This is a genomic window from Shewanella sp. SR43-8 (assembly GCF_014163775.1).
In the GTDB taxonomy this organism is placed as follows: Bacteria; Pseudomonadota; Gammaproteobacteria; order Enterobacterales; family Shewanellaceae; genus Shewanella; species Shewanella vesiculosa.
The window spans coordinates 131,412-148,340 of record NZ_JACJDX010000003.1 but is presented as its reverse complement, the minus strand read 5'-3'; the positions used below and the strand labels follow the sequence as shown (position 1 = coordinate 148,340).

Here is a 16,929-nt window from a genome sequence, read left to right as displayed (position 1 = left end):
AATTAATTACTATTACGACACTATACTCAGTTGCGTTTTCAGAAAATGCGATACCTTGTTAAGATATCGGTCATCTGTTCGAACCTCTCTTTGTTCATAAAGAAAAGTCACTCCAAATTTTGTTTATTCCAAAACTGGTGAAGTGTTTACTTTTGCATAAGGCTTACCAAAGCTAAATTGACATTTTCTTATGCTCACCACTGCAATCTAACTCATCCCGAATATTGTCATTTTAATAAATTTGCATCATCTACGTTTGAGTAAATTGTTTTTGCAATCAACAAACAAGTGATCTAGTACTCACTTCTTCATGGATCTCTAAAGTAAGAGCATATTGGTGAAGTAAAACATGATCTGGTTCAAATCATTTACTGGTGTTATCTCTGATAATCAACTCAAGATAGATTTTCCTAAGAAGTTAGGGCTTTGAACGAGGTGAGTGTTATGCGGATCCAACAACTGAGTGAGCTACTTGATTATGTTGCTAATTGCCATCTCGATATGGAGAAATTATATAAGCGTTTAGATCGTAACGCAGACTCCTCCAGAGTAAAAATGATGCTAACTTATTTTCAACAGCATGAGAGACATATATACGAAACACTTGAAAGTTACATAGAAGATGCGCCTTCAAGAATCTTAAATACTTGGTATAAAGACATTACTTTCGAAGATTTTAGCAAACGTTGTCTTGAAACCTCATTAGCCGCCAATATGCAAGAAGACCAAGTGCTTGAGTTGCATCTTGATTTAGAAAATCGCTTAATCGCGCTGCTAGAAAAAACAGCGATGAGTAGTCCTACTGATGAAATTAAGAGTGCATTAATGGATTTGGTCAGAGTGGCGCAAACTCAACAAAAACGTTTAGTTCACAGCACAATTCGTATGGATGATATCTAAACGACATATTAAATTTTGACATAACTTCCTGAAGTGTTAGTTTGCCAGCTATTCCCAGTAGCTGGCTTTTTTTATTAACAAAAAATAACCACCATAACTGTGGGAGTTCCCCTATAACTTCTGTTATATTTAGCATTCTTGTAACTCTTTTTTATGGAAGCTGACTTTACCCATGACATCGCTGCTTAAAACCCTTGAAAATGAACAAGCTACTGTCGCTCTTGGGCAACAAATTGCGCAGTGGATTGTGCCACCATTAACGATTTATCTTACTGGTGACTTAGGCGCGGGTAAAACAACGTTTAGTCGAGGTATTATCCAAAGTTTGGGTCATCAAGGCGCGGTGAAAAGTCCGACTTATACCTTGGTTGAGCCTTATGAATTTAACGATATGGATGTGTATCATTTTGATCTGTATCGATTAGCTGATCCAGAGGAACTCGAGTATATGGGGATCCGTGATTACTTCACTGATAGAAGTGTGTGTCTAGTTGAATGGCCCGATAATGGTCATGGATTACTTCCTAAGGCTGACATCCATTTGCATTTACGTTATAAAGAATCTCAAAGACAGGTTGAATTACAAGCCATATCCCCTGCAGGGCAGGCAATTTTAAATAAAATTAATATAAATAATAATGACTTTTAAAAAAACTTTTTTTATTCCTTTTATCATCACGCTGTTGTTTTTGCCTAATTTAGTTTGGGCAGCCAATCAACTTGATAGCGTGCGTATTTGGGCTGCTCCTGAATCGACTCGAGTGGTGTTTGATTTAACTCAAGCTCCTAAATACGACAGTTTTACCTTAACGGGGCCAGATCGTTTGGTGGTTGATATTCAGGATACTGGCGCTAAAGTTAATTTAGATAAAATAGCGAATAACAGCAAAATTATCAAAAAGATACGTTTTAGCTCGCCGCCTAAAAAAGGCATATTGCGCTTGGTTATGGATTTAACTAAACCGGTAAAGTCCAGTTTGTTTACTTTGCCTCCGACAGCTCCTTATGGCAACCGTCTGGTAGTCGACTTAGAAAATGTTGACGGTGGCTCCTCTACAGGTCAAACCGTTAGCCGCTCTGCTAATCAGTCATCGCGAGACATTGTGGTTGCCATTGATGCGGGCCACGGCGGCGAAGATCCAGGGTCTATTGGACCTTCTGGCATGCATGAAAAACGGGTAGTGCTTGAAATTGCCAAGCGTTTGGCGCGTAAAGTGGATGCAACTCCGGGCATGCGAGCGGTGATGACGCGTACTGGCGATTATTTTGTTAACTTGAATAAACGCTCTGAACTGGCACGAAACAGTAAAGCTGATTTATTGATATCGATTCATGCTGATGCCTTCACTTCACCGCAGCCAAGTGGCGCGTCTGTTTGGGTGTTATCAATGCGCAGAGCTAATAGTGAAATTGGTCGCTGGTTAGAGCAAAAAGAGAAACACTCAGAGTTGTTAGGTGGTGCAGGCGAGATCATTCAAAATACCGATAGTGAACAATATTTAGCCATGACATTACTCGATATGTCGATGAACAGTTCGATGGCGATAAGTCATTCTATTGCTGGTGATATTCTTCGTGACTTAGATACGATTACTCACCTTCACAAAAGAAATCCAGAATCGGCAAGTTTTGCTGTACTTAAATCTCCAGATATTCCCTCTATTTTAGTTGAAACTGGCTTTATCTCTAATCCAGGTGAAGAACGGTTGTTGTCTAACGGTAATCATCAAGAAAAGCTGGCTAATGCCATTTATAAAGGTGTGCTGCGTTATTTTGAAGGTAATCCGCCCGCTGACTCTTTGATGGCCAAGACGTCAAACGTTAAACACAGTGTAAAGCGTGGCGAGTCGTTATCAATTATTGCGCAGCGTTACAGTGTTTCTGTAAGCAGTATTAAGCAAGCCAATAATTTAAAGAGTGATGTAGTACGTATTGGTCAAAAACTCGTAATACCAAGGGCTTAATATGGCTATTCAACTGTTACCGCCACAACTTGCAAACCAAATCGCAGCAGGCGAGGTGGTTGAGCGACCTGCATCGGTGGTGAAAGAACTGGTTGAAAACAGTCTTGATGCCGGCGCGACTAGAGTTGATATTGATATCGATAAAGGCGGAAGTAAGCTGATTCGTATCCGCGATAACGGTGCGGGTATTCCTAGGGATGAGTTGGCATTAGCACTGTCGCGCCATGCAACATCAAAAGTTCATACGCTCGATGATCTCGAAGCTATTTTAAGCTTCGGTTTTCGTGGTGAGGCGCTAGCCAGTATTAGCTCAGTGTCACGGCTAACATTAACCTCAAAAACAGTTGAACAGTCTGAAGCTTGGCAGGCCTACGCTGAAGGCTCGCAAATGGATGTCAAAGTGACCCCTGCTGCACATCCACAAGGCTCGACCATTGAAGTGGTCGACTTGTTTTTTAATACCCCCGCTAGAAGACGCTTCTTAAAAAGTGATAAAACCGAATTCACTCATATTGATGAGTGGTTAAAGCGGATTGCCATGGTGCGCCGCGATATTCATTTTACCCTGACCCACAATGGTAAATTAGTGCGTCAGTATCGTCCTGCAAATACCGACATTCAAACGCAGCAACGTTTAGCACAAATTTGTGGCCGAGCATTTGCGGAGCAAGCTTTAAGCATTGCTTGTGAACATGAAGGCTTATCTCTAAATGGTTATTTACAGTCACCACAAGATACAGTCATCACCGAGACGAATTTCTTTTATGTCAATGGACGATTAATTAGAGATCGACTGGTTAATCATGCTGTTAAACAAGCTTTTGCTGAGTACGGTATTGAGCATCAACCTGGATATGTGTTGATGTTATCACTTGATCCACACCAGGTTGATGTGAACGTGCACCCAGCCAAGCATGAAGTGCGTTTTCATCAATCTCGCTATGTGCATGATTTTATATTACAAGCAGTGCAATCGGCATTAGTGCAAATGCCTGCGTTGGCCTTATCTGAGCATGAACCTGAATCTAATTCACTAGATAAACATGATAATTGTGCAATGGTGCCCCAAGATCCAACTGTGATGGATGATGCCAATAGCATCGCTAGCATTGAAGACGTATTTTCACTTAACCGTGACTCCACTAAAGCGATTAATAGTGTTAGCGCGTTCGGCTCAATGCATGTTCCGGGAAAGAATAATAGTTTATCTGGGGGGTATTCAGCTGCAATTAAGCCTAGTTATGATAAAAAGCCTACTAGCCTATTATCTGCTGCCCAGACCAAAACTGCCATTGCTAACTATGGACAGTTATTACATACCCCGATGAATAGCGCGATATCATATGTTAATGAAGTCGCGACTGAGTTGGCCATCCCCCCATTGTTAGCGGGTGAGTATTGGGTGATATGCAAAGATGATAAGTTGTCATTGTTGCCTATAAAAAAGGTGCAATTGGCAGTGAGAAAGCAGCAAATTGAAATCAAACTCGCTAATGGCTTAGTGTCACAACCGTTATTAATGCCAGTATCAGTAGCTGCAGATTTAGATTGGCCAGAAACCTTAGCCAAGCGTGATCAATTACTGCGTAAGATGGGTATTGAATTAACAATTCGCTTTCAGCAGTTGATTATTAAAAAAGTGCCCCCATATTTGAGGGAAAGCCAACTTGCTGTTGTGATACCTGAATTATTGCAATGGATACAAATAGAGCAACCTTCAGATAATGCTATTGTCGGTTGGCTTGCACAGCAAAGTTTATCGCAATTTGAGCCAGTACAAGTCTTATGGCAGCAATTTTGTGCACTTGACGATGAAACGAAACAAACTTGTTATGACCAAGAGCACGTATTGCCTTGGCAAAATTGGATGAAAAATAATTAACGTGAACAGTGTCGATAAGCCGAAAATCATTTTTTTAATGGGGCCTACAGCCTCAGGCAAGACGGCATTAGCCATTGAAATGGCGACAAAGCATAATTGCGAGATTATTTCAGTCGATTCAGCGCTTATCTATCGTGGCATGGATATTGGTTCAGCTAAACCGACGGCGAAAGAGCTGCAAATGGCTCCGCACAAGTTAATTGATATACTTGATCCTAGCGAAAGTTATTCAGCGGCAGATTTTCGCCGTGATGCACTATTAGCTATCGAAGACATTATTCGTCGCGGTAAGACCCCTTTACTCGTGGGTGGCACCATGATGTACTTTAAAGCACTGTTAGAAGGTTTATCTCCTCTACCCAGTGCAGATGAAGGTATTCGGCAGCAAATATTGGCGCAAGCGCAAACAGACGGTTGGGACGTATTACACCAACAATTATGTCAAATAGATCCGGTTGCTGGAGCAAGAATTCATCCTAACGATCCACAACGATTATCGCGTGCATTAGAGGTTTATCGGATCAGTGGCAAAACAATGACTGAATTGACTCAAACTAAATCAGTCGCTTTGCCGTATGATGTAGTGCAATTTGCTATTGCACCTAACGATCGAAGTGTATTACATGAATTAATTGCTAAGCGATTTAATATCATGCTTGAGCAAGGCTTTATCGATGAGGTGTCACGCTTAAAAGCGCGTGGTGACTTAGATTTAGACATGCCATCAATGCGTTGTGTAGGTTACAGGCAGTGCTGGCAATACCTTGATAAAGAATTTGATCATGCGACTATGGTCGAAAAAGCTACCGCAGCCACTAGGCAATTGGCCAAACGTCAATTAACATGGTTGAGGAGTTGGCCGGAATTACAGTGGCTTGAAAGTGGTGTCGAAGGGAATTTAGTTACGCTTATGCGACAAAGCCGCTAGCTTATTAGCCGTTGCTGTATAATACTAAAACTAAACAATAAAACTTAATTCAACATATTTTAAAATAAAAAAGGAAATTCAAATGGCTAAGGGGCAATCTTTACAAGACCCATTTTTGAACGCATTGCGTCGTGAGCGTGTACCAGTCTCTATCTATTTAGTGAATGGTATTAAATTACAAGGCCAAGTTGAGTCATTCGATCAATTTGTTATCTTGTTGAAAAATACTGTAAGCCAAATGGTTTACAAACACGCTATTTCAACAGTCGTACCAGCACGCCCATTTAACGTTACTGCTCACCAAGGGACTGCCCATGGTGAAGAAAGCGATGCTGAATAATTTGAAAAGGAATACAATTTTTGTTTGATCGTTATGAAGCGGGTGAAACAGCGGTATTAGTACACATAGATTTTTCCGACGACGAACGTCGAGAGGATCTCACTGAGTTACAGCTATTAGTTGAATCTGCTGGTGCTCGCTCTGTTGGAGTGATTACTGGCAGTAGACGCTCGCCAGATCGTAAATTTTTTATCGGTACCGGTAAAGCTGAAGAACTAGCCGCAATGGTAGCTGCTACAGAGGCCAATGTAGTGATTTTTAATCATGCATTGAGCCCTGCTCAAGAGCGTAATCTTGAATTAGTATGCCAGTGCCGAGTCTTAGACAGAACTACGCTGATTCTTGATATTTTTGCTCAGAGAGCAAGGACTCATGAAGGTAAATTGCAAGTGGAGCTAGCGCAATTGCGCCACATGTCGACGCGCCTTATCCGTGGTTGGACTCATTTAGAGCGACAAAAAGGCGGTATTGGTATGCGAGGGCCGGGTGAGACCCAGCTTGAAACAGACCGACGTTTATTAAGAGGGCGGATTAAGAACATTAATCGTCGACTTGATAAAGTGGATAAACAACGTGAGCAAAGCCGCCGAGCTCGTAAGCGAAGTGATTTAGCAACAGTGTCTTTGGTGGGTTATACCAACGCGGGTAAATCGACATTATTTAATGCGCTAACTTCGTCGGACGTTTATGCTGCAGATCAATTATTTGCAACATTAGATCCAACACTGCGTAAATTATCCTTACCCGACGGTGCGGTAATTTTAGCAGACACAGTTGGTTTCATTCGTCATTTACCTCACGACCTTGTTGCAGCATTTAAAGCCACACTACAAGAAACTCGACAAGCAGAGATCCTTTTACATATCGTTGATTGTGCCGATGACAATATGGCTGAAAATTTTGAACAAGTACAAAGTGTACTTAAAGAAATCGATGCCGATGAAATCCCGCAATTAGTCGTGTGTAATAAGATTGATTTGCTTGAAGATTTCGCGCCTCGTATCGATTACGGTGAAGACGGTAAACCTGAAAGGGTTTGGGTCTCTGCGCAAAAACGCATTGGATTTGATTTGCTGCTTAAAGCGATAACCGAATTAATCGGTCAAGTTATTTGCGAGCTTACATTGAAAATACCTGCATCAGCAGGACATTATCTTGGCCAGTTTTATCGACTGGATGCAATACAGCAGAAAGAGTATGACGATCTGGGGAACTGTATTTTATCTGTTCGTTTATCGGATGCCGATTGGCACCGATTAGCTAAACAGAGTCAAGGGGAATTAGAGACATTTATTTTTGACGATTCAGAAGTAGACATCTCTTGTTAATCTCATTTATTTCATCCAATTATGGAGTGCTAAATGGCTTGGAATGAGCCCGGTAACAAGGGGAACAAAGACCCTTGGGGAAATAAAGGTGGTAACGATAAAGGGCCACCAGATCTTGACGAAGTATTTCGTAACCTATCAAAACGTTTTGGTGGCAAGGGGGGCAATGGCGCCTCTGGTCAGCCATTTAATTCATCTTTATTGATTGTTTTTGCCGTTATTGCCGTCATTATCTGGGCATTGTCTGGTTTATATACAGTTAAGGAAGCTGAGCGTGGTGTGTTACTCCGTTTTGGTCAACACATTGGTGAAGTGAGTTCCGGTTTACATTGGAAAGCCACTTTTATTGATGAGGTGACAATGGTTGACGTGGAAACGTTCCGTTCGATCCCTGCGTCAGGCAGAATGCTGACATCTGACGAAAACATCGTGAATGTTGAGCTTGTGGTTCAATACAGCGTATCAGATGCTTATTCATATCTGTACAGTGCTGTTGATGCCAACTCGAGTTTACGTGAAGCGACTGACAGTGCATTGCGTTATGTCATTGGTCACAATCGTATGGATGACATTTTAACCACCGGGCGTGATGCTATTCGTCGTGATACTTGGACAGAGTTAGAACGTATTATTGAGCCATATAAACTAGGCTTAGAAATTCGTGACGTTAACTTTTTACCCGCTCGTCCTCCAGAAGAAGTAAAAGATGCATTTGATGATGCAATTTCAGCTCAGGAAGATGAACAGCGCTTTATTCGTGAAGCTGAAGCTTATGCCCGCGAAATCGAACCTAAAGCGCGTGGACAAGTTGAACGTATGGCACAACAAGCTAGTGCTTATAAAGAGCGTGAAGTTCTTGAAGCTAGAGGTAAAGTCGCTCGATTTGAGAAGTTATTACCTGAGTATAAAGCTGCGCCAGATGTAACTCGAAATCGTTTATACATAGATGCAATGCAATCTGTGTTGGCGGATACTAATAAAGTACTTGTCGACACCAAAAGTAGCGGTAATCTGATGTACTTACCTTTGGATAAGCTGATGGATTCTTCTAAGAGTCAGCGTAATCAAGTAGAACCTGAGGTAGAACGTCACATCAACTCTGTCTCTAGTAGTGGTGTTGATACGCCGATTACTAGTATGCCGACTGATGGTCGTCTCAGCCGCGAAGATCGTCTTCGCCAAGGGAGGAACTAACAATGGGTAGATTAGCAGTGATCATTCTTGTCATCATTTTAGGGGTGAGTTTTTCCTCTTTAATGGTGGTAAGCGAAGGTGAACGTGCCATCGTTGCACGTTTCGGTAAGGTGCTCAAAGAAGATGACGTAACAACCGTCTTTGCACCAGGCCTTCACTTTAAATTTCCTTTGGTAGATAAAGTTCGATATCTGGATTCTCGTATTCAGACATTGGATGGTGCCGCGGATCGTTTTGTGACTTCTGAAAAGAAAGACTTAATGGTCGACTCTTATGTTAAGTGGCGTATTCGTGATTTTGAAAAGTACTATCTTTCTACCAATGGCGGTATTAAAGCCAATGCAGAAAGCTTATTACAAGCCAAAATCAGCAATGACTTACGTACTGAATTTGGTCGTCGCACTATCAAAGAGATTGTTTCTGGTAAGCGTGATGAGTTGCAAACCGACGCATTACAAAACGCTTCTGAAAGTGCTGAGAATCTTGGTATTGAAGTGGTTGATGTGCGCGTAAAGCAAATTAACTTACCTGCTAATGTCAGTACTAGTATTTACCAACGCATGCGTGCTGAACGTCAAGCTGTGGCAAAAGAGCACCGTGCACAAGGTAAAGAACAAGCTGAAATTATCCGTGCGACTATTGATGCCAATGTGACAGTAAAGGTTGCTGAAGCTGAACGTAAAGCGCTTACCATTCGTGGTGAAGGTGATGCATTGTCGGCAAAAATTTATGCTGATGCCTACAGTAAAGACGCTGAGTTTTATAGCTTTTTACGTAGTCTAGAAGCTTACAAAGCAAGTTTTGCCGGTAAGAATGACATTATGGTGTTAGAGCCTGAAGGTGATTTCTTCAAATACATGAAATCGTCTAGCGGTAAGTAACATTTATATCATTTAGTTCAAAAAGCTCGGTCTTTACCGAGCTTTTTTGTGGCTGAAAGTTAATCTAATTAGTATGAATTCAGTTTTTCTAAAAACGGTCATAAATCATAACGAAGACTTTTTATTGTGTTTTTGATTATTTTTTATTAATAATTGCTTGTTTTAAATGTCTTTATTGCCTCCTTAAACACTAATTAAGGGACGACTAATTGTTATAATCTGGCTGATTTATAAGCGTTTTTGAAAAAAATGTTAATATCCTCACTCTAGATGTATGTTTTCTCTATGATCTAGTTCTAATTTTTCGCTATAATGAGCACCGCCTCAAAGTATGATTTTAGCGCTTCACCCTTTGTGATCGCTAAAGTATTGAAATATAAAAATTCCAACACCCTCTGGGAGATAAGTGGATGAGCAATGCGCCAGTCGATACCGGACGTCGCAGATTCCTGACAGCTGCAACCGCCGTAGTAGGTGGTGCTGGTGCCGTCGCTGTAGCGGTTCCTTTCATCAAGTCATGGAATCCGAGCGCCAAAGCGAAAGCTGCAGGTGCGCCGGTTGAAGTAAATATTAGTAAAGTTGAACCAGGTCAGTTAATTCGTGTCGAATGGCGCGGAAAACCGGTTTGGGTCGTTCGTCGTACAGAAACTGTGCTAAATAATCTTAAAACATTAGACAGTCAATTACGTGATCCTGCTTCCGAAGAAATGCAGCAACCAGAATATGCAACTAATCCTGCACGTTCTATTAAGCCTGAATTTTTCATAGCAGTCGGTATCTGTACCCACTTAGGTTGTTCACCAACTTATCTACCTGATTCATTCGGTGAGCAGGTTGAGGGTGTAACATCTGGGTTCTTCTGTCCTTGTCATGGTTCTAAATTTGACATGGCTGGTCGTGTATTCCAGGGTGTTCCTGCACCATTAAACCTAGTGGTTCCACCGCACAAATATATCGATGACGCTAACGTTATCATCGGTGTAGATACAGGAGCGGCGTAATGGTTAAGAATATTATTGATTGGATTGATGCTCGCATCCCAATGACGGCAACGTATAACCGTCATGTGGGTCAGTATGCCACACCAAAGAATTTCAACTTTTGGTATTTCTTTGGCTCATTAGCATTATTAGTTTTAGTTAACCAGTTACTGACTGGTATTTGGTTAACCATGAATTACGTACCAACAGCAGAAGGTGCATTCGCTTCTGTTGAATACATAATGCGTGATGTTGAATACGGCTGGTTATTACGTTATATGCACTCTACTGGTGCGTCAGCGTTCTTCTTTGTCATTTATATGCACATGTTCCGTGGATTAATTTACGGTTCTTATCAAAAACCAAGAGAGCTTTTATGGCTGTTTGGTATGTTGATATTTTTAGTGTTGATGGCTGAAGCATTTATGGGTTACTTACTGCCTTGGGGACAAATGTCCTATTGGGGCGCACAGGTAATTATCTCTTTGTTTGGTGCTATTCCTGTTATTGGTGATGACCTAACATTGTGGATCCGTGGTGACTACGTTATTTCCGGTGCAACACTAAACCGTTTCTTCGCATTACATGTTATTGCGCTGCCACTTGTATTGGTTGTGTTGGTGTTCTTACATCTAATCGCATTACATGAAGTGGGATCGAACAACCCTGATGGTGTTGAAATTAAAAAGAACAAAGATGAGAACGGATGGCCTATTGATGGTATTCCATTCCACCCTTATTACACTGTAAAAGATATTATGGGTGTAGCAGGCTTCTTAATCGTGTTCTGTTATGTGCTGTTCTTTATGCCTGAAGGTGGTGGATACTTCCTTGAGAAGCCAAACTTTGAAGCGGCTAACCCAATGAAGACTCCTGCGCATATTGCACCGGTTTGGTATTTCACACCATTCTATGCGATTTTACGTGCAATTCCCGACAAGTTAATCGGTGTTGTTGCTATGGGTCTGTCGATTGCAGTGCTATTTGTTCTGCCTTGGCTTGACCGTTGTAAAGTCAAATCTATCCGTTACCGTAGTTTGATTCACAAAATCAACATCGCACAATTTACTGTGTCGTTCATTATTCTTGGCTATTTAGGTGTGGTTCCTGCAACGCCTGAGCTAACTATTGCGGCACGTGTATTCACTTTCACTTACTTTGGTTTCTTCGTAGCCCTATGGGTTTACAGTAAGAATGAGAAAACAAAAGAAGTTCCTACGAGGGTGACACACTAATGAAAAAGTTATTAATTGCATTAGTTACACTACTGCCATCTCTCGCTATGGCTGCAGGTGGAAACGAGGTTCATTTAGAAAGCGCTAACGTTAACTTGCATGATAAAGCGTCATTAGAGCGTGGTCTGGATTTATTCCAGCAATATTGTTCAGGTTGTCACAGCACTAAATACCAACGTTATGAGCGTGTAGCAACTGACTTAGACATCAGTGGCGATGATATGCGTAATAAGTACATGTTCACTGATGCTAAAATCGGTGATTTAATGGAAAACGCTATTCCTCCCGTTGATGCGGCTAAATGGTTTGGTGCTCCGCCTCCAGACTTAACCTTGGTTGCTCGTGTACGTGGAGCTGATTGGGTATTTTCATACTTAAAAGGTTTCTATGCTGATGAAACGCGTCCATTTGGTGTGAACAATACCGTGTTTCCATTAGTGGCTATGCCGCACGTTTTACAAGACTTACAAGGTGTTGCAACTCCTCAATATGAAAAGACTGTCATTGATGGTGTTGAAACTATGACGTTGGTCGGCATGAATCCTCCTACTGGTGGCAAAATGAGTGCAGAAGAGTACGACCAAGCAGTTCGTGATATCACGGGTTTCTTAGTCTATTCGGCTGAACCCGTTCAGTTAGAGCGTGAAGCTTTAGGTTGGTGGGTACTTGGATTCTTGTTTATTTTCTTCATCATTGCTTATTTGTTGAAGAAAGAATACTGGAAAGATGTGCACTAGCCATCAATAACGGTTAATATACATTATCCGCATATTGTAAACGGGGGGCTTAGCCCCTCGTTTGTTTTGTTTTTTCTACATTCTGGAGGGTATCAATGGCTGTTGCTGCCAACAAACGCTCTATCATGACACTTTTTTCTGGTGCCGATGATTTATATAGTCACCAAGTACGTATCGTATTGGCTGAAAAAGGGGTTACCGTTGATGTTTTACAGGTAGACCCAAGTGAGATGCCTGAAGATTTACTTGAAGTAAATCCATACAACTCGGTACCAACTTTAGTTGATCGTGAACTCGTGTTGTACGAATCTCGCATTATTATGGAATATTTGGATGAACGTTTTCCTCATCCTCCACTAATGCCTGTATACCCAGTATCTCGCGGCCAAAGCCGTTTAATGATGCACAGAATCGACACCGATTGGTATGCGCTTGTTGAGCGTATCCGTAAAGGTGAAAAAGCTGATGCTGCGCGTAAAGAGTTAATGGAAAGTCTAATCGCTTTAGCGCCAGTATTTGCTGAAATGCCATACTTCATGAGCGAAGAGTTTGGTTTATCTGATTGCTACCTAGGCCCATTATTATGGCGCTTACCGGTATTAGGTATTCACTTAGACCCGCGTACATCGAAAGATATCAGTGCTTATATGACACGTATTTTTGAACGTGAATCATTTAAAGCATCGTTAACTGAGGCTGAGCGCGAAATGCGCATGGGCATGTGATGAAACCAATAACAGCTAATCGTCCATATTTGTTGCGTGCTTACTATGAGTGGTTGATGGATAACCATTTGACGCCACACGTAGTCGTGGATGCATTTGTTAACGGTACACAGGTTCCGCAGCAATTTGTTAAAGACGGTCAAATTGTCTTGAATATTGCAACTGGAGCTGTGGCAAATCTTCACATGTCGAATGATTCCGTCGAGTTTAATGCCCGTTTTGGTGGTGTTCCACAAAATGTGTATTTACCAATGGCCTCAATTGTGGCCATTTATGCTCGTGAAAACGGTGCCGGCACTGTATTTGATATGGAAGATGCGTATATGATTGAAGGTGAGCAGGATGAGTTGTCATCTGTGCCACCATCAATGAAATCTGTTGATGATACTTCGACATTACCGCCATCGCCTAAATCGACTACTGGTGACAAAGCTAAGCGTAAAAACCATTTAACTGTGGTGAAGTAACGATTCGTTACCATGACATAAAACCAGTCGCAAGGCTGGTTTTTTTTAAGCTAAAATTGCATTATTACCATTTTTTATCACTCAAATGGAACCCCAAATGTTGTTGATGATTGACAATTATGATTCTTTTACGTTCAACTTAGTGCAATATTTCCAAACGCTTGGACAAGAGATCCTCGTTAAGCGTAATGATGAAATCACCATTGAACAAATTGAAGCATTAGCGCCCACTCATTTAATCATTTCTCCTGGTCCATGCACTCCTAACGAAGCAGGGATCTCGCTTGCCGCCATTGAATATTTTGCTGGGAGATTGCCAATTTTAGGTGTCTGTCTCGGCCACCAAGCCATCGCCCAAGTGTTTGGTGTTGATGTTGTACGTGCAAAGCGTGTTATGCACGGTAAAACCAGCTTAATTGAGCACAATCAACAGGGATTATTTTCTCAGTTAGCATTACCTTTGCAAGTGACGCGCTACCATTCATTGTTGATTAATGATGTTCCCAAGAATTTTACGCTGGACGCATGGTTTGATGACCCTGTTCATGGGCGTGAAATTATGGCGATGAGCTATGCTGATTTACGTATATACAGTGTGCAGTTTCATCCTGAGTCTATTTTGACCCAGCAAGGACATGAATTGCTGAATAACTTTTTACAGTTATAAAGTGTAATCAAGGCTACCTATTTAAGTTCATTATCACTTATTCTGTTACAACTTCTGCAACCAATCTGGCTAAATTCTCGCGTATATTTATGCTATAAAGAGCGCTTAAAAATAATAAAAGGGATAACCATGACAAGCTTTATGCGAAACTTTGCGGTGAGCGCAATTTCTTTGGCGATGATCAGTGGCTGTGCTGCGACAGCAAAAAATGACGATACGATGGTTATCGCAAAGCCTACCGCTACATCATTGATGGTGCCATTAGCTCAACCTCCAAAAGCCGATCAGTTATTAACGCTTAATCAAATCATGGCTAATCCGGATTGGATGGGAATATTTGCCCAAGGAGCCTATTGGAGTGATGACAGCCAATCGGTGTATTTTAGTCGCCAAGCACACCAGTCGCCTATTCGTGATTTTTATCAACAAGCCATCGGCCAGTCTGAAGCGAATAAACTAGCATTGGATCAGTTACACCTTGCCGATCAGCGCAATGGTGTGTTGAATCAAGCTAAAACTAAAAAAGCTTACATTTATCAAGGTAACGTATTTGTAAAAGATTTATCAAATGGCGATATTACTCAAATGACTCGCCAAAATGATCCGATTAGCGGCGTTCGCTTTTTGAGCGGCGGCGATCTTGCATTTTGGCAAGGTAATAATATTTTTCGTTTATACCAATCTAGTGGACTTGTGGAGCAAATGGCTGCAATCCTAATGGAAAATGAGCCTAAAAATACGCCAGCCCCCAGTACTTTTATGGCCAAACAGCAGCAAAGATTAATCCAATATGTTGCCATGCAACACGATAACAGTTTGACGCGTGATGAATATAGCGAATCATTGGCTAAAGCTGATCCGACTTTTTCAGCAAAACCTTGGTATTTAGGTGATGCGGAAGTTGTGTCAGAAATGAGTTTATCGCCAGATGGACGTTACGTTCTATTGGCGTTAACGGATAAAAATTATAGTTGGCGTGCAGAACACGACATTATGCCCAATTATTTAGGGCAAGAAGGCTATGTTGATCCCGTGCCTGCTCGTGCTCGTGTGGCAGAAGATGTTTTCCCAGGTCAGCGTTTAGTATTACTCGACCTTACTGAACACAGTAAAAAAGATATTACCATTGAAGGCCTAGCCGGTTTTGATGAGGATGTACTTGCTAGCGTTAAAGCTGAAAATGCAAAAGCCCAAGGTAAAACCTACGAAAGCCACAAAGCGCCGCGTTTAGTGCAGTTAATGCAAGATTGGGAGTGGAGTCAAAGCGCTATTCAGTGGAATGATTCTGGCGATAAATTATTAGTGATGCTTGAAGCGGTTGATAATAAAGATCGCTGGATCGCGAGCGTCGATCTTCAAAAAGGCAAACTCTCTACTGAGCATCGCTTACATGATGATGCTTGGGTTAACTATAATTTTAATCAATTTGGTTGGATAACCGGTACAGATACCATGTACTACTTATCTGAAGAGTCTGGATTCTCTCAGTTATATACCAAAACAGCCGCAGGTAAGGTATCGGCATTAACTAAGGGTAAATTTGTGGTTGATAATGTGACCTTATCTCCAGATGCAAAATACTTTTATTACCGTGCTAATAAGGACCATCCGGGCAGTTATAATGTTTACCGTGTAGAAATTGCCAGCGGAAAATCAGAACAACTGACTCAGTGGTTAGGGACATTGGATTACAGCTTAAGCCCTGATAGCCAATCACTGTTATTAACAGCTTCATCTGCTATTCACCCCGATGAACTCTATATTCAGCCTATTGGTGGCGAGATTAGCCAATTAACCGACTATACCAGCACAGCATTTAAACAATATCCATGGCAAGTACCGCAAGTTGTTGCGTTACCTTCAACCCATGGTGCAGAGCCCATTTATGCGCGGGTTTATTTGCCGCAAGGTTATGATCCTAAACAGGCTGATAAATATCCGGCAGTGATGTTTAATCATGGCGCGGGTTATTTACAGAATGCTCATTATGGATTTTCGGGTTACTTCCGTGAATTTATGTTCAATAACTTGTTAACCCAACAAGGTTACGTGGTAATGGATATGGATTATCGCGGTTCAAAAGGTTATGGACGTGATTGGCGTACGTCGGTTTATCGTAATATGGGCCATCCAGAAGTGGAAGATCTAAAAGATGGTGTGGCTTGGATGGCAAGCAATGCTAATGTGGATCCTCAACGTGTAGGCACCTATGGTGGTTCATACGGCGGCTTCCTTACTTTTATGGCGTTATTTAATGAACCTGATTTATTCCAAGCAGGGGCCGCATTACGTCCTGTAGCCGATTGGGCTCATTATAATGCGCCATATACCTCTAATATTTTAAATACGCCTGACGTTGACCCTATCGCTTATGAGCGTAGTTCGCCGATAGAACATGCTCAAGGTTTACAAAAACCATTACTGATCATGAGTGGTGTCTTAGATGATAACGTATTTTTCCAAGACAGTGTGCGCATGGTGCAACGTCTAATTGAATTAGAAAAACCGATGTTTGAAACGGCAATCTATCCTGTTGAGCCACATGGATTTAAGCAACCTTCTAGTTGGTTAGATCAGTATCGTCGTATTTATAAGTTGTTTGAACAAGAGCTGAAATAGTCAGCGCTAAGTTCAAAAAGACAAATAAATATTTATTAAGGCTTCCTTTGAGAAGCCTTAATTTTTATTATTAAGCGATTAA

The 16,929-nt window shown here is 41.4% G+C and carries 16 protein-coding genes; all 16 read left to right on the top strand.

What is annotated here, in order from left to right; all coding sequences use genetic code 11:
- Positions 1 to 444 precede the first annotated feature (444 nt).
- Positions 445 to 900: a hypothetical protein gene (locus H5114_RS04830; RefSeq protein WP_124018306.1), complete on the top strand. Its 456-nt coding sequence runs from the start codon at positions 445 to 447 to the stop codon at positions 898 to 900.
- Positions 901 to 1,072: 172 nt separating this feature from the next.
- Positions 1,073 to 1,549 (top strand): tRNA (adenosine(37)-N6)-threonylcarbamoyltransferase complex ATPase subunit type 1 TsaE, encoded by a 477-nt coding sequence (tsaE, locus tag H5114_RS04825; protein ID WP_124018307.1) that lies wholly within the window; start codon positions 1,073 to 1,075, stop codon positions 1,547 to 1,549.
- Positions 1,539 to 2,864 (top strand): N-acetylmuramoyl-L-alanine amidase, encoded by a 1,326-nt coding sequence (locus H5114_RS04820; RefSeq protein WP_182722345.1) that lies wholly within the window; start codon positions 1,539 to 1,541, stop codon positions 2,862 to 2,864. Before tsaE ends, H5114_RS04820 begins: the two co-directional genes overlap by 11 nt.
- Before the next feature lies 1 nt (position 2,865).
- Complete coding sequence (gene mutL / locus H5114_RS04815; protein WP_182722344.1) at positions 2,866 to 4,746, top strand: DNA mismatch repair endonuclease MutL; 1,881 nt, start codon at positions 2,866 to 2,868, stop codon at positions 4,744 to 4,746.
- 1 nt (position 4,747) lies between these two features.
- On the top strand, positions 4,748 to 5,674 hold the full coding sequence (gene miaA / locus H5114_RS04810; RefSeq protein WP_182722343.1) for a tRNA (adenosine(37)-N6)-dimethylallyltransferase MiaA: 927 nt from the start codon (positions 4,748 to 4,750) through the stop codon (positions 5,672 to 5,674).
- A gap of 82 nt (positions 5,675 to 5,756) precedes the next feature.
- Positions 5,757 to 6,014: an RNA chaperone Hfq gene (gene hfq, locus H5114_RS04805; protein WP_124018311.1), complete on the top strand. Its 258-nt coding sequence runs from the start codon at positions 5,757 to 5,759 to the stop codon at positions 6,012 to 6,014.
- Positions 6,015 to 6,034: 20 nt separating this feature from the next.
- Positions 6,035 to 7,342, top strand: a complete 1,308-nt coding sequence (hflX, locus tag H5114_RS04800) for a ribosome rescue GTPase HflX (RefSeq protein ID WP_182722342.1) — start codon at positions 6,035 to 6,037, stop codon at positions 7,340 to 7,342.
- Positions 7,343 to 7,375: 33 nt separating this feature from the next.
- The gene (gene hflK, locus H5114_RS04795) at positions 7,376 to 8,536 is read left to right on the top strand and encodes an FtsH protease activity modulator HflK (RefSeq protein WP_124018313.1); all 1,161 of its coding nucleotides are present in this window, start codon (positions 7,376 to 7,378) and stop codon (positions 8,534 to 8,536) included.
- A 2-nt stretch (positions 8,537 to 8,538) separates the two neighbouring features.
- Complete coding sequence (hflC, locus tag H5114_RS04790) at positions 8,539 to 9,417, top strand: protease modulator HflC (RefSeq protein ID WP_124018314.1); 879 nt, start codon at positions 8,539 to 8,541, stop codon at positions 9,415 to 9,417.
- A 410-nt stretch (positions 9,418 to 9,827) separates the two neighbouring features.
- A complete protein-coding gene (gene petA / locus H5114_RS04785) occupies positions 9,828 to 10,418 on the top strand; it encodes a ubiquinol-cytochrome c reductase iron-sulfur subunit (RefSeq protein WP_124018315.1) in 591 nt (196 codons plus the stop codon).
- Positions 10,418 to 11,632: a cytochrome bc complex cytochrome b subunit gene (locus H5114_RS04780; protein ID WP_124018316.1), complete on the top strand. Its 1,215-nt coding sequence runs from the start codon at positions 10,418 to 10,420 to the stop codon at positions 11,630 to 11,632. The genes petA and H5114_RS04780 overlap by 1 nt, the downstream gene beginning before the upstream one ends.
- The gene (locus tag H5114_RS04775; RefSeq protein ID WP_124018317.1) at positions 11,632 to 12,369 is read left to right on the top strand and encodes a cytochrome c1; all 738 of its coding nucleotides are present in this window, start codon (positions 11,632 to 11,634) and stop codon (positions 12,367 to 12,369) included. Before H5114_RS04780 ends, H5114_RS04775 begins: the two co-directional genes overlap by 1 nt.
- 95 nt (positions 12,370 to 12,464) lie before the next feature.
- Positions 12,465 to 13,094 (top strand): stringent starvation protein SspA, encoded by a 630-nt coding sequence (gene sspA, locus H5114_RS04770; RefSeq protein ID WP_011638743.1) that lies wholly within the window; start codon positions 12,465 to 12,467, stop codon positions 13,092 to 13,094.
- The gene (locus tag H5114_RS04765; RefSeq protein WP_124018318.1) at positions 13,094 to 13,561 is read left to right on the top strand and encodes a ClpXP protease specificity-enhancing factor; all 468 of its coding nucleotides are present in this window, start codon (positions 13,094 to 13,096) and stop codon (positions 13,559 to 13,561) included. The genes sspA and H5114_RS04765 overlap by 1 nt, the downstream gene beginning before the upstream one ends.
- Positions 13,562 to 13,658: 97 nt before the next feature.
- A complete protein-coding gene (locus H5114_RS04760) occupies positions 13,659 to 14,228 on the top strand; it encodes an aminodeoxychorismate/anthranilate synthase component II (protein ID WP_182696702.1) in 570 nt (189 codons plus the stop codon).
- A gap of 129 nt (positions 14,229 to 14,357) precedes the next feature.
- Entirely contained in the window at positions 14,358 to 16,847 is a 2,490-nt protein-coding gene (locus H5114_RS04755; RefSeq protein WP_182722341.1) for a prolyl oligopeptidase family serine peptidase, read from the top strand.
- The last annotated feature ends 82 nt before the right edge of the window (positions 16,848 to 16,929 follow it).

What these genes read in the sequence shown, in the direction of transcription:
- H5114_RS04820 (WP_182722345.1), top strand. Translation starts at nt 1,539, where the DNA reads ATGACTTTTAAAAAAACTTTTTTTATTCCTTTTATCATCACGCTGTTG.
- H5114_RS04755 (WP_182722341.1), top strand. Translation starts at nt 14,358, where the DNA reads ATGACAAGCTTTATGCGAAACTTTGCGGTGAGCGCAATTTCTTTGGCG.
- sspA (WP_011638743.1), top strand. Translation starts at nt 12,465, where the DNA reads ATGGCTGTTGCTGCCAACAAACGCTCTATCATGACACTTTTTTCTGGT.
- H5114_RS04760 (WP_182696702.1), top strand. Translation starts at nt 13,659, where the DNA reads ATGTTGTTGATGATTGACAATTATGATTCTTTTACGTTCAACTTAGTG.
- H5114_RS04830 (WP_124018306.1), top strand. Translation starts at nt 445, where the DNA reads ATGCGGATCCAACAACTGAGTGAGCTACTTGATTATGTTGCTAATTGC.
- mutL (WP_182722344.1), top strand. Translation starts at nt 2,866, where the DNA reads ATGGCTATTCAACTGTTACCGCCACAACTTGCAAACCAAATCGCAGCA.
- hflC (WP_124018314.1), top strand. Translation starts at nt 8,539, where the DNA reads ATGGGTAGATTAGCAGTGATCATTCTTGTCATCATTTTAGGGGTGAGT.
- H5114_RS04775 (WP_124018317.1), top strand. Translation starts at nt 11,632, where the DNA reads ATGAAAAAGTTATTAATTGCATTAGTTACACTACTGCCATCTCTCGCT.
- H5114_RS04765 (WP_124018318.1), top strand. Translation starts at nt 13,094, where the DNA reads ATGAAACCAATAACAGCTAATCGTCCATATTTGTTGCGTGCTTACTAT.
- H5114_RS04780 (WP_124018316.1), top strand. Translation starts at nt 10,418, where the DNA reads ATGGTTAAGAATATTATTGATTGGATTGATGCTCGCATCCCAATGACG.
- petA (WP_124018315.1), top strand. Translation starts at nt 9,828, where the DNA reads ATGAGCAATGCGCCAGTCGATACCGGACGTCGCAGATTCCTGACAGCT.
- tsaE (WP_124018307.1), top strand. Translation starts at nt 1,073, where the DNA reads ATGACATCGCTGCTTAAAACCCTTGAAAATGAACAAGCTACTGTCGCT.
- hfq (WP_124018311.1), top strand. Translation starts at nt 5,757, where the DNA reads ATGGCTAAGGGGCAATCTTTACAAGACCCATTTTTGAACGCATTGCGT.
- hflK (WP_124018313.1), top strand. Translation starts at nt 7,376, where the DNA reads ATGGCTTGGAATGAGCCCGGTAACAAGGGGAACAAAGACCCTTGGGGA.